The organism is Primorskyibacter sp. S87 (assembly GCF_049801055.1).
Lineage (GTDB): Bacteria > Pseudomonadota > Alphaproteobacteria > Rhodobacterales > Rhodobacteraceae > JBNAGF01.
Map to the genome: position 1 here is coordinate 193,953 of NZ_JBNAGF010000008.1, position 12,430 is coordinate 206,382.

The window sequence follows — 12,430 nt, forward strand, 5'->3', positions numbered from 1 at the left end:
CGCTCAAGACAAGGCAGGCACGCAGGTGATCGAGGTTCAGCCGGAGAAACCGGAGGATTGGTGGGAAGTCGAAGCCCTGTTCGACCTCTGTTTTGCGCCCGGACGCGAAGCATTGTCCTCCTACAGGCTCCGGGATGATGTGGATCCGATCGCCGACCTTTCATTGATTGCCCGCGATGCCGACGGCATTCTGGCCGGTGCCGTTCGGTTCTGGCCGGTTCATATCGGCAAGCTGGATGCCTTGCTGCTTGGTCCGATTGCAGTCCATCCAACCCATCAGGGCGAAGGTCTGGGGGGGTTCCTCATTCAGGAGGGTCTTGAGATCGCGCAGCGGTTGGGATGGTCGCGGGTCATGCTCGTTGGCGATGCGCCCTACTATCGTCGGTTTGGATTCCATCAGTTGCGTGGGGTGGAGATGCCGCCACCAACCAATCCCGACCGGGTTCTCGGCCATGCTTTATCGGCTGGTGCTTGGGATGGCGTATCTGGTCCGGTTTCTCGTTGGTATCCGTGAAACATTGAAATTTCTCCAGAGGGTCCCGATCTGGAAAGAAATGGAGGATCCTGATGTATGTCATGTCTGACGCGCTGACCCTTTCGGCTGAAGAGGTCGAAGCCGAGCTGGATAAGCTGGCGATCCGGTACCGGGCGGCCGGTGGGGTGGGAATCCACATGCTCAACCTTCTCGGAGGCACTGCCGAAGGCCTCATTGAAAAACTGCCCTTGCAGGTTCGATCCGGGCTCGCAGATGCGACCGAGCGCGCGCTGGAAACGGCGATGCGAACGGCGCAGGGTTCGCGCCGCGTGGTCAAGGACCAGCCGGCATGGGTCAACACGGCCGTTACCACGGCCATGGGGGCAGCTGGCGGGTTCGGCGGATTGCCCACGTCGCTGGCGGAACTGCCAGTGACCACGACCGTTCTGCTCCGGGCAATTCAAGGCGTTGCAGCGCGCGAAGGCTTTGATCCTACGTCGCAAAACGTGCAGTTTGATTGCATTCGAGTGTTTTCGGCAGCCGGTCCTCTGGAAAGTGACGACGGGGCCGATCTGGGGTTTCTGTCACTGCGCCTGACGTTGACCGGAGGGGCTGCGCAACGTTTGATAGCAGCCGTTTCCCCAAGGCTAGCAGCGGCGCTGGGTCAGAAACTGGCTGCTCAGGCTGTTCCTGTGCTTGGAGCAATGGCCGGGGCGGGCACCAATTACGTTTACACCCGGTATTACCAAGAGATTGCTCACGTTCATTTCGGGCTGCGCAGGCTGGCCATCGACGCCGATCTGCCGCAGACGGAGCTGTCGATGAGATTGCAGCAGAGAATGGGGTTCCGTGGAGCCCCGAACTAGCCAAACGCGTGTCCACATTTGGAGCGGATACTGCCAAAATATCCCACATATAGAGAATTTTGGCGCCAGACTCTGGAATCTTTCAGCTATTTCTGTATTTTGGATGACTCAATTGATCCGGGGCCAACCATGAAGATGAAACATCCGGCCAAGCTTATCCGTTCTACACAGAAGGAAGGGATGCTGACCCAATTCGGGGCGCTTTGCTATCGTATCGACGATGGCAAGCCGCAAGTGCTGCTGGTGACATCTCGTGGGACTGGCCGTTGGATTCTGCCCAAGGGGCGCCCGATCGAGGGCCTAAACCCGGCGGAAACCGCCGCGCAGGAAGCATGGGAAGAGGCCGGTGTGGTGGGCAAACCGCGCGACCATTGTCTTGGATTTTACCCGTTCGAAAAGGACCGGGACGAAAACGGATATGTCCCTTGTGCGGTACTGGTATACCCCGTCAGGGTTCAGAAAATGACGGACGACTTCCCGGAACGCGGGCAGCGCCGCATCAAATGGTTTTCGCGGAAAAAGGCTGCAAGCGCTGTCGGAGAGCCCGAATTGTCGCGGATCTTGCTGAGTTTTGACCCAAGGCGGTTGCGCTGAAAGGAACAATTCGCTTGAACCATGGCTGAATGTGAATAAGTCAGTAATGGTCGCTACCAAGCTGGTTCCGAAATGATTCAATACGCGCTCAAATGTGACAACGACCACAGCTTTGACAGCTGGTTTCAGTCTGCCGAAGCCTACGACAAGCTGGCAGCGGCCGGGATGGTGTCCTGTGCCGTTTGCGGAAGCTCGAGCGTCGAAAAGGCCATCATGACACCACGGGTCCGCCCGGCACGTTCTGCCGCCACGAGTAAGACCGAGGCAACGAAGCCGGGGCCACTGACGGGGGCTGCCAGCCCTGCAGAGCAGGCCTTGTCAGAGTTGAAAAAGAAGGTGGAGGAAAGCTCCGACTACGTGGGCACCAGCTTTGCCGAAGAGGCTCGTGCCATCCATCTCGGAGATGCGCCGGAACGGTCGATTTATGGTGAGGCCAAGGTCGAAGAGGCCAAGGAATTGATCGACGAAGGGGTGCCGGTCACCCCGCTTCCATTCCGCGTGAACAGAAAGAACAACTGACCATGCATGTGGTGATCACCGGAGCCAATCGCGGTATCGGACTGGGACTGGCCCGGCGCTATTCGGAGGCGGGGCACACGGTGACCGGGACGTCGCGGGATGGCAGTGCAGGTGTTCGACTGGATGTCACCGATCCCGCCCAACAGGCAGATATGGCGCGTCAGCTGAGTGGTCAGCCGGTGGACCTTCTGATCTGCAATGCCGGCGTTTATCTGGACAAGGGTCAGGGGCTTGAAACCGGATTTCCGGCGGAGATGTGGGCCGAAACATTCGCGGCCAACGTGACGGGGGCATTTCTGACAATCCAGTCGCTGTTGCCGAACATCCGCCAAGCGCATGGGCGGATTGCGATCATATCTTCGCAAATGGCGTCACAAACGCTGGCGCCGGGTGGCAGCTACATCTATCGGGCGTCCAAAGCGGCGGTTCTGAACCTCGGGCGTAATCTGGCCCGCGACCTTGAGCCTGACGGAATACCGGTCGGCATCTATCATCCGGGATGGGTGCGCACAGATATGGGTGGCGGAGCGGCGGATATTACGACCGACGATGCTGCCAGCGGCCTGATCACAAGGTTCGACGAACTGGATCTTGAAAACACTGGCTGCTTTTTGACCTGGGACGGTCGTACGCACCCGTTCTGATCCCGCTACTACTGGTTTGCCACAGCGTCTACGGGGATTTCGAAAACCTCCCCGGGTTCTACAAAGACCAGCATTACGTTGCCCTGTGTCTCGGAGCTGATGGGCGACGTGGAGTTGGACGACGTGGGTTTTCCGTTCTCAAAATAGATGATGCGCGTGTCGCCGGTCGGCAGAAACACCGAGATCGTCACATTCTTAGCATCCGCCCGGCGCAGCTCTGCATGGCAGCTTTTGAGCGGCTGACCCTGTATCGCGGCACAAGGCAGCGTTCCCAGTGCATTCGTCCCATCGGTTCCAGAGACCGTCGCATTCTGGGCAATCCCCGCCGTGGCCAGAAAACCGGCCCCGAGTAGGGCACCCAGCAGGGCAAATGACTGTCGCATGGTCGTCCTCGCAGTTCAGAAAATACGATTGGACGGTCGCACTCAGGCTGCGGAATGTAAAGCGGACAGAGGCCTTTGGTCGCGTTACAGAGGTCAATTCGGACGCTTTGCTCCCTTGCTCTCTGCCCCCCCCTCGCCTAAGAGGCAAGGAACCAAATTCGGGACCAATACCAAGAGGCGCGGAGACCCCATCCCCATGCCAACTCTCGTGATGAAATTCGGTGGCACGTCTGTTGCCAATCTGGACCGCATTCGCCGCGCGGCCAAGCGCGTCGGCGTGGAAGTTGCCAAAGGCTATGACGTAATTGTAATCGTTTCGGCAATGTCCGGCAAAACCAACGAACTGGTGGGCTGGGTAAACGAAACATCGCCATTTTTTGATGCAAGAGAATTCGATGCGGTGGTGTCGTCGGGCGAAAATGTTACCGCCGGGTTGATGGCGCTGACCCTTCAGGAAATGGATGTTCCCGCCCGCAGCTGGCAGGGATGGCAGGTGCCGGTCGAAACCACCGATGCACATGCCGCAGCCCGGATCGAGGAAATCGGAACCGAGAACATCAACAAGAAATTCGCAGAAGGAATGCGGGTTGCAGTGGTCGCCGGGTTTCAGGGGATCGGTCCAGATGGTCGCGTGACCACGTTGGGGCGGGGTGGTTCGGACACAACCGCAGTTGCCTTTGCCGCCGCGTTTGGCGCCGAGCGCTGCGATATCTACACCGATGTAGACGGTGTCTATACCACTGACCCGCGGATTTCGCCCAAGGCGCGCAAACTCGAGAAGATCGCATTCGAAGAAATGTTGGAGCTTGCGTCGCTCGGCGCCAAGGTATTGCAGACCCGTTCGGTTGAGCTGGCGATGCGCTACCGTGTTCGCTTGCGTGTTCTTTCGAGCTTCGAAGAACAGAATGACAATGCCGGCACCCTTGTCTGTGCCGAGGAGGAAATCATGGAAAGCAATGTTGTATCGGGTGTCGCCTACAGCCGCGACGAAGCCAAGATGACCCTTCTTTCGGTCGCGGACCGTCCGGGCATCGCATCGATTATTTTCGGATGCCTCAGCGATGCTGGTGTAAACGTGGACATGATTGTTCAGAACATCTCGGAAGAAGGCCGAACCGACATGACGTTCAGCCTGCCCACCGATCAGGTCAAACGCGCTGAAAAGGCCCTGACCGATATCAAGGGCAAAGATCTGAACTATGCCGAACTGGTCACGGACATGGATGTCGCCAAGGTTTCGGTTGTTGGAATCGGGATGCGGTCGCAATCCGGTGTGGCTGCGAAGATGTTCAAGGTGCTCTCCGATGAGGGGATCAACATCCGGGTTATCACAACCTCCGAGATCAAGATTTCCGTGTTGATCGACAGGAAATACATGGAACTTGCTGTTCAGGCACTGCATGATGCCTTTGAATTGGAGAAGGCGGCCTGAGCGTAATCGGTCCTTGCTGCCTCTTTGCAAGTGACTGAATGGGAGCCTATGGCGGACGGCACGGAAAGCGAATCCCGCAAACTGCTGGGGCGGCTGCGCGAGGCGATGGCCGATGACGAGGCCGGTCAGGCGCGTCTGAACCGCATCACCCATTTGATTGCGGACAGCATGGGAACCGAGGTCTGCTCGGTCTATTTGTTCCGCGACGAGGAAACTCTGGAACTTTGCGCGACCGAAGGGCTCAAACCGGAGGCTGTGCATCAAACCCGTATGCGTATTGGCGAAGGGCTTGTGGGCCGAGTCGCTGGTCGGCGGCAGGTCATCAATACGGCAGACGCACCGTCAGCAGAAGGTTTCCGGTATATGCCGGAAACCGGTGAAGAACGGTTTACCTCGTTTCTGGGCATCCCGATCCAGCGGCTCGGTGAAACGCTTGGCGTTCTGGTTGTTCAATCTCGTCAGGCGCGAGAGTTTTCGGCCGATGAGGTCTATGCCCTGGAAGTTGTGGCAATGGTCATCGCCGAGATGGCCGAACTCGGTGCCTTTGTCGGAGAGGGTGCGGCCCTGTCGCCTCTGCACCAGCAATCCGTTCTGCTTCGCGGCGGGACCGGTCAGGAGGGCGCAGCTGAAGGTCATGTCTGGCTGCACGAACCACGGGTTGTCGTAACAAACCCGATCGCCGATGACCCCGCGCGCGAACTGGATCGCCTGAACGAAGCGGTCGAAGAGCTGCGCGTGGGTGTCGACAAGATGCTCGAGATCTCACAGGACGGCGACAAGGACCAGATGCAGGTTCTCGAGGCCTATCGGATGTTTGCCAATTCCAAAGGCTGGATGCGGCGCATGGAAGAGGACATTTCACGCGGTTTGAGCGCCGAGGCCGCGGTGGAAAAGGAACAGTCTCAGGCAAGGGCGCGAATGGGGCAGGTCAATGACCCATATCTGCGCGAGCGGCTGGCCGATCTGGACGACCTCAGCAACCGACTGCTGCGTATCCTGACGGGCCAGGGGAACTATTCGGACGAAGAGCTTCCATCGGACCCGATCCTTGTCGCGCGAAATATCGGCCCTGGGGAGTTGCTCGAATACGGCCGCTCTCTGAAGGGTATCGTGTTGGAAGAAGGCTCGGTCGGATCGCACGCGGCCATTGTCGCGCGGGCTCTGGCCATTCCTCTGGTGGTGCATGCAGAACGGATCACTACCGAGGCGCTGAACGGCGACCACATCATGGTGGATGGGGATCAGGGCATTGTCCACCTGAGGCCAGATGATACCGTTGTCGCGGCATTCCGCGACAAGATCGCGATGCAGGCACAGGCGCAAGAGCGCTATGCCTCGATCCGGAACAAGCCAGCTCTTACCTTGGATGACGAAACGATTTCACTGCACATGAACGCGGGCTTGATGGCGGATCTGCCGTCGCTGTCGAGCTCCGGCGCCGAAGGCGTTGGGTTGTTCAGAACAGAGCTTCAGTTTCTTGTCCGCAACAAAATGCCAAAGCGGTCTGAGCTTGTCGCGCTCTATGGTCGGGTTCTGGACGCGGCGCAGGGTCAACGCGTGGTGTTTAGGACCTTGGATATCGGGTCGGACAAGGTTTTGCCCTACATGAAGCCCACCGATGAACCCAACCCAGCACTGGGGTGGCGGGCGATCCGGGTCGGATTGGACAAGCCCGGTGTCATGCGGATGCAGCTTCAGGCGCTTATGCGGGCTGCCAATGGGCGGCCGTTGACCATCATGTTCCCGTTCGTGGCCCAGTTCGACGAGTATCGCGCTGCCCGAGCCGAAGTGGACAAGGCAATTGCGCGCGAGAAACGTCTGGGCCATGTCTTGCCGGAAACGCTGGAAGTGGGCGCAATGCTTGAGACGCCGTCACTTGCTTTCGCGCCGCAGAAATTTTTTGACGAGGTCGGGTTTCTGTCGATCGGCGGCAATGACCTGAAACAGTTCTTTTTTGCAGCCGACCGCGAAAATGAACGTGTTCGCCGCCGCTATGATGTTCTGAACGTCAGTTTCCTGAGCTTGATTGAACAGATTGTCCAACGCTGTGAAACGTCGGGCACCCCTCTGAGCTATTGCGGTGAAGATGCTGGTCGTCCGGTAGAAGCGGTATGCCTGTGCGCTATGGGATTGCGCACACTGTCGATGCGCCCGGCTTCCATTGCGCCAGTCAAAAGCCTGCTGCGCAGGGTCAACCTGAGCGAGGTGAGGGCGGTTATCGAGACGTCCCGCAGCAAAGGGGAACAGTCCGTTCGCAATGCCGTCATGGAATATCTGCGGACGAGTACCTGATCTGGCTTGGACAGCCTGACGTCTCGATCTGAGAGAATTGGCTGCTTAATTTCATCCGATAGACGATTTTTCTTGATTTCCTTTCAAACCCGATGATGTTACCGCTAACGGTTATGGCTTAGGCTATGATTGGCGTCCGTTCAACAGCTCCTTTTCACGAGGTGAGGTATGGTATCGCGAGTAATCCCGGTTGATCCCTTTGATCTGGTTCTGTTCGGAGCCACGGGCGATCTGGCGCGTCGGAAGATCCTGCCGGCACTGTTCCACCGCTACCAGGTGGGACAAATACCGCCTTCGGCACGTATCATCTGTTCTGCTCGTGGCGACACTGTGGCCTCTGAGTTTCGGAAGCAGGCCCTAAAAACCCTGAAAGAATTCGCACCCGAGGCTGCATCTGACGAAACGGCTCTGCTGGAGTTCGTCGAACTGCTCGACTACGTCGGAGTGGATGCGACCGGTGACACGGGCTGGTCAAAGCTGGCTGGAATGGTTCGACCGGATGTCACGCGCGCGTTCTACCTGTCTGTCGCGCCACCTTTGTTCGGACCGTTGGCGAAACGTCTCAAGGATCGTGGACTGGCGCTTTCGGACAGTCGAATTGTTGTGGAAAAGCCGTTTGGCCGCGACCTGGAGTCTGCACGAGCGCTGAACGAAGAGCTTCGCGCCTGTTTTCAGGAACATCAAATTTACCGAATTGATCACTACCTTGGCAAGGAAACCGTACAAAACCTCATGGCTCTACGTTTTGCCAATTCCTTATGGGAGCCTTTGTGGAACTCGACCCACATCGACCATGTGCAGATAACCGTTGCTGAAACCGTGGGTATCAAGGGACGAGAAGACTATTACGATCACGCGGGGGCGATGCGTGACATGGTGCAAAATCACCTTGTGCAATTGCTCTGCCTGACTGCAATGGAACCACCATCGCGCTTTTCACCGAACGCGGTTCGGGACGAAAAGGTCAAAGTCATAGAGGCGCTCGACCCGGTTCCACCCGAAGATATCGCCCGAGGGCAGTATCGCGAGGACGCAGGCGGCGACAGCTATCGGGACCACGCCGGCAACCCGACCAGCCAGACCGAAAGCTTCATTGCCATGAAGGTCAGGGTCTCGAATTGGAGATGGGCAGGGACACCGTTCTACCTGCGCACCGGTAAGCGTCTCAGGGCTCGGGAATCCGAAATCGTCGTGGCGTTCCGGGATCCGCCTCATACGATATTTCCCAGTGCCGGGCCATTGCGCGGCAACGTTCTGGTTATCAGGTTGCAACCCGACGAAGGCATTACCTTGCGCACAACGATCAAGGATCCTGGTCCCGGAGGGTTGCGCTTGACGGAAGTTTCTTTGGACATGAGTTTTGCCGAGGCTCTCGGGGCTGATATGCGTGCTCAGGACGCGTACGAACGTCTCGTGATGGATGTGATCCGTGGCGACCAGACGCTGTTCATGCGCGGTGACGAGGTTGAGGCCGCGTGGGCCTGGGCCGACCAGATCATTGAAAACTGGGAAGGACGCCGTGACACCCCCGCACTTTACGATCCCGGTTCATCAGGGCCCGAGGAAGCACTGATGCTGATGCATCGTGACGGACGGCGCTGGCGGCAGATTGGAGACTGAGACATGCATCCACAACTACTTGCCGTGACGGAACGAGTGGTTTCGCGTAGCCGCAGCAGCCGCCTTGACTATCTGGACCGAATGGAACGTGCCCGCGATGACGGGCCGGCTCGGGCTCATCTGTCTTGCAGCGGGCAGGCCCATGCCTATGCGGGGGTGGGATCGGATCAACAGGCTCTGGCGGCCGGTTCGGCCGGCAACCTGGGTGTAGTGACAAGTTACAACGACATGCTGTCGGCGCATCAACCGTTCGATCGCTTTCCTGATCTGATCCGGGCTGCGGCGCGCTCGGTGGGAGCCACCGCGCAGGTCGCCGGTGGGGTGCCGGCGATGTGTGATGGCGTCACACAAGGCACTTCGGGAATGGAGCTGAGCTTGTTTTCCCGAGACGTGATCGCCTTGGCCGCCGCAGTTGCTCTGAGCCACAACACTTTTGATGCGGCGGTTTTCCTCGGAGTTTGCGACAAGATCGTTCCGGGCCTTGTTATCGCGGCCCAGAGTTTCGGGCACCTTCCTGCTGTGTTTCTTCCAGCGGGACCGATGACAAGCGGCCTCGGGAATGAGGAAAAGGCAAAGATACGCCAGCAATATGCCGCCGGTGAGATCGGGCGCGAAGAATTGATGGCCGCAGAGATGGCGGCCTATCACGGGCCGGGAACCTGCACGTTCTATGGCACGGCAAACAGCAACCAGATGCTTATGGAGTTCATGGGGCTCCATCTGCCTGGCTCAAGTTTCGTAACGCCGAACACACCGCTTCGCGATGCGTTGACTGCAGCCGGCGCGCAGCGCGCCTTGTCACTTTCGGCGCTTGGTAACGACTATCTGCCCGTGTCCCGGATCCTGGACGAAAAAGCCTATGTCAACGGTATCGTGGGCCTCATGGCGACGGGCGGTTCCACCAACCTGCTGATCCACCTTGTTGCCATGGCGCGGGCGGGCGGCATTCAATTGGACTGGGAGGATTTTGCGGATCTCTCGGCGATTGTTCCACTCGTTGCACGGGTTTATCCTAACGGGTTGGCGGACGTGAACCATTTCCACGCAGCTGGCGGGCTGGGTATGACAATCGGAACCTTGCTGGATGCCGGTCTTCTCCACCCGGACACCCAAACCGTAGCGGGTCAGGGGCTTGCGCATTACACAAACGAACCCCGATTGACTGACGGGCAACTGGATTGGCAACCGGGAGCCGGGGAGAGCCTGAATCAAGCCATCATCCGCCCGGTGTCGGACCCGTTCCAGCCGACAGGGGGGCTCTTGCGACTCACAGGATCTTTGGGAACAGCAGTGATGAAGGTCTCTGCGGTTGCGCCCGAGCATCGAGTTGTCGAAGCACCAGTGCGGGTGTTCCACGATCAGGATGCGGTCAAGGCGACCTTTAAGGCCGGAGAATTTTCAGGGGATGTAATAATCGTTTTGAGGTTTCAGGGACCAAAGGCGAATGGCATGCCCGAGTTGCATGCACTGACACCTGTGCTTTCGGTGCTGCAAGGGCGTGGGCAAAAAGTGGCGCTGGTCACCGATGGTCGCATGTCCGGCGCGTCGGGCAAGATTCCTGCCGCGATCCATGTCTGCCCCGAGGCGCTAGATGGTGGCCCCATTGCCTGTTTGCGGGACGGAGACGTGTTGCGCGTGGATGCGGTCGCCGGAGAGCTGGAGATCCTGACCGAAGGCGTTCTGGACCGACCGCCGGCACAGCCGGATCTGTCCGCCAACAATTGGGGCACGGGGCGGGAGCTGTTTGCGACCTTCCGCCAATCCGTTTGTTCCGCCGATCGCGGCGCCACCTTGTTCGGAGACTGACGATGACCCCACAGGCTGCCAGCCAACGCACCCGCGAGATCTGTTTGTTTGCCCCGATCGTTCCGGTTCTGGTGATTGAAGATGCCAAGCAAGCCCGCCCGTTGGCGGAGGCGCTGATTGCCGGGGGGTTGCCGGCGCTCGAAGTCACTCTGCGAACCCCGGCAGCAGTGGAGGCGATCCGCATCATGGCCTCGGTCCCCGGTGGCGTGGTTGGCGCCGGAACCCTGATCACCCCCGCTGACGTGCGGGCCGCGAAACAGGCCGGGGCGCAGTTCGGCGTCTCTCCAGGAGCCACAGAGGCGCTGCTTGCGGCCTGTGAGGCGGAAGGCTTGCCGCTCCTGCCCGGCGCGGCCACGGCCAGCGAGGCGATGGCGCTGCTGGAACGTGGCTATGACATGCTGAAGTTTTTCCCCGCCGAAGCAGCCGGCGGCGCGGCCTATCTCAAATCGCTGGGCGGCCCGCTGCCACAGATCTCGTTTTGTCCGACCGGTGGAGTTTCGCCCGCAAATGCCGAGGCATATCTGGCCCTGCCGAACGTAACCTGCGCCGGTGGCAGCTGGGTCGCGCCAAAGGATGTGGTTGCGGCGGGGGAGTGGGAGACGATTGAGCAGCTGGCGCGGGAGGCGGCGGGGTTGGGGGGTAGAATGTGAGCCCGCATCACCTAGCTAGTGCAAATTGCAGGGAAATATGTAAGGCTCGATCCGCCTCGTTTTTACAGAGGGTAAGCCGTCAGTTTGACGCCTGCACGGGGCTTTGTTGCACAAATCCTGTGAGGATGGGACTTCCCCTTTCCCCGGACGGATTTAGCCTACGGCTTCTGTGACGGGAATGCCAAGAGCGGTATAGCGGTTGAGGACTGCGACACGGATTTGGATCTCTGCGACCTGCCGATCAAAGTCTCTCGCCATGAGACTTTGCCCCATCAGCTTCACACAGTGCATCTTGGTCTCGACACGGCTTCTTCGGTGGTATCCGCTCCATTGTCGCCAAATGGCGCGGCCCAAGTATCGTGAGGCGTTAACCGCTTCGTTCCGGGCGATGGCTCCGGCGCTGCTGGGTTTCCACGGCTTGGCGTTCTTACGCGGCGGAATGACAGCGTGGGCATTCCGGGCGGCAATCGCGTCATGGCATTTGCGCGTATCATAGGCCCCGTCGCCGGTTACTGATCCGATGTCCTGGTCGTTGGGGATCTGGTTCAGCAACTCAGGCAACATGGGCGCGTCACCGATGTTGCTGCTGGTAACCTCGACCGCTCGAACCTCCAACGTTTCCTCGTCGATCCCTATGTGTATCTTGCGCCAAATGCGTCGTTTGGGACCGCCATGCTTGCGTGCGTTCCATTCGCCTTCACCTTCAGCTTTGATGCCTGTGCTATCAACCAGAAGGTTCAGCGGGCCGGTACTGCCACGATACGACAGGTCCACGTTCAGCGTCCTCTGGCGGCGGCACAGCGTGCTGAAATCGGGAACTGCCCAGTCCAGCCCGACCAACTGCAACAAGCTTTCCACAAAGCCTGTCGTCTGTCGGAGCGGAAGGCCAAACAGCACCTTGATCGTCAGGCAGGTTTGGATCGCAGCATCACTAAAGCTGTGTCGCCGACCGCGCTTGCCGCTCGGTGGCGGAACCCAGACCATATCAGGGTCAAACCAAATCGACAGCGACCCGCGCCGTCTCAACGCCTCATTGTAAGATGACCAATTCCTGGTCTTGTATTTCGTGGGGGCCCAACTGCTCATGACGCACAGCTATCACGCTGGATTCACACAGTGAATCCCTCAACCGATTTGTGCAACAAAGCC

At 58.9% G+C, this 12,430-nt stretch carries 12 protein-coding genes; 10 read left to right on the forward strand and 2 right to left on the reverse strand.

Translation table 11 applies throughout. The features are described from left to right. Positions 1 to 25: 25 nt before the first annotated feature. The 5 genes from ACP15U_RS14965 (at position 26) to ACP15U_RS14985 (ending at position 3,098) form a co-directional block, all read left to right on the forward strand. Positions 26 to 514 (forward strand): GNAT family N-acetyltransferase, encoded by a 489-nt coding sequence (locus ACP15U_RS14965; protein ID WP_425045955.1) that lies wholly within the window; start codon positions 26 to 28, stop codon positions 512 to 514. Positions 515 to 576: 62 nt separating this feature from the next. Beyond that, on the forward strand, positions 577 to 1,341 hold the full coding sequence (locus ACP15U_RS14970) for an EcsC family protein (protein WP_425045970.1): 765 nt from the start codon (positions 577 to 579) through the stop codon (positions 1,339 to 1,341). A 129-nt stretch (positions 1,342 to 1,470) separates the two neighbouring features. Further along, positions 1,471 to 1,935, forward strand: coding sequence for an NUDIX hydrolase (locus tag ACP15U_RS14975; protein WP_425045956.1), 465 nt, complete (start codon positions 1,471 to 1,473; stop codon positions 1,933 to 1,935). Positions 1,936 to 2,007: 72 nt separating this feature from the next. After that, positions 2,008 to 2,454 (forward strand): DUF1178 family protein, encoded by a 447-nt coding sequence (locus ACP15U_RS14980; protein WP_425045957.1) that lies wholly within the window; start codon positions 2,008 to 2,010, stop codon positions 2,452 to 2,454. Positions 2,455 to 2,456: 2 nt separating this feature from the next. Next, entirely contained in the window at positions 2,457 to 3,098 is a 642-nt protein-coding gene (locus tag ACP15U_RS14985) for an SDR family oxidoreductase (RefSeq protein WP_425045958.1), read from the forward strand. 8 nt (positions 3,099 to 3,106) lie between these two features. Here ACP15U_RS14985 and ACP15U_RS14990 read toward each other — a convergent pair whose 3' ends face one another. Next, a complete protein-coding gene (locus ACP15U_RS14990; RefSeq protein WP_425045959.1) occupies positions 3,107 to 3,481 on the reverse strand; it encodes a hypothetical protein in 375 nt (124 codons plus the stop codon). Positions 3,482 to 3,677: 196 nt separating this feature from the next. Here ACP15U_RS14990 and ACP15U_RS14995 point away from each other — a divergent pair, with 196 nt between their 5' ends. The 5 genes from ACP15U_RS14995 to eda all read left to right on the forward strand — a co-directional run bounded on the left by ACP15U_RS14995 (position 3,678) and on the right by eda (position 11,281). Then, positions 3,678 to 4,913 carry an aspartate kinase gene (locus tag ACP15U_RS14995; RefSeq protein WP_425045960.1) on the forward strand — a complete coding sequence of 412 codons (1,236 nt, stop codon included), beginning with the start codon at positions 3,678 to 3,680 and terminating at the stop codon, positions 4,911 to 4,913. Between the two features lie 48 nt (positions 4,914 to 4,961). Next, complete coding sequence (gene ptsP, locus ACP15U_RS15000) at positions 4,962 to 7,205, forward strand: phosphoenolpyruvate--protein phosphotransferase (protein ID WP_425045961.1); 2,244 nt, start codon at positions 4,962 to 4,964, stop codon at positions 7,203 to 7,205. Positions 7,206 to 7,373: 168 nt separating this feature from the next. After that, on the forward strand, positions 7,374 to 8,825 hold the full coding sequence (gene zwf, locus ACP15U_RS15005; RefSeq protein WP_425045962.1) for a glucose-6-phosphate dehydrogenase: 1,452 nt from the start codon (positions 7,374 to 7,376) through the stop codon (positions 8,823 to 8,825). A gap of 3 nt (positions 8,826 to 8,828) precedes the next feature. Continuing rightward, positions 8,829 to 10,631 carry a phosphogluconate dehydratase gene (gene edd, locus ACP15U_RS15010; protein ID WP_425045963.1) on the forward strand — a complete coding sequence of 601 codons (1,803 nt, stop codon included), beginning with the start codon at positions 8,829 to 8,831 and terminating at the stop codon, positions 10,629 to 10,631. Positions 10,632 to 10,633: 2 nt separating this feature from the next. Continuing rightward, positions 10,634 to 11,281 carry a bifunctional 4-hydroxy-2-oxoglutarate aldolase/2-dehydro-3-deoxy-phosphogluconate aldolase gene (gene eda / locus ACP15U_RS15015; protein WP_425045964.1) on the forward strand — a complete coding sequence of 216 codons (648 nt, stop codon included), beginning with the start codon at positions 10,634 to 10,636 and terminating at the stop codon, positions 11,279 to 11,281. Between the two features lie 153 nt (positions 11,282 to 11,434). On the opposite strand, the gene ACP15U_RS15020 is transcribed toward eda, so the two are convergent. Then, a complete protein-coding gene (locus ACP15U_RS15020) occupies positions 11,435 to 12,367 on the reverse strand; it encodes an IS5 family transposase (RefSeq protein WP_425043710.1) in 933 nt (310 codons plus the stop codon). Between the last annotated feature and the right edge of the window lie 63 nt (positions 12,368 to 12,430).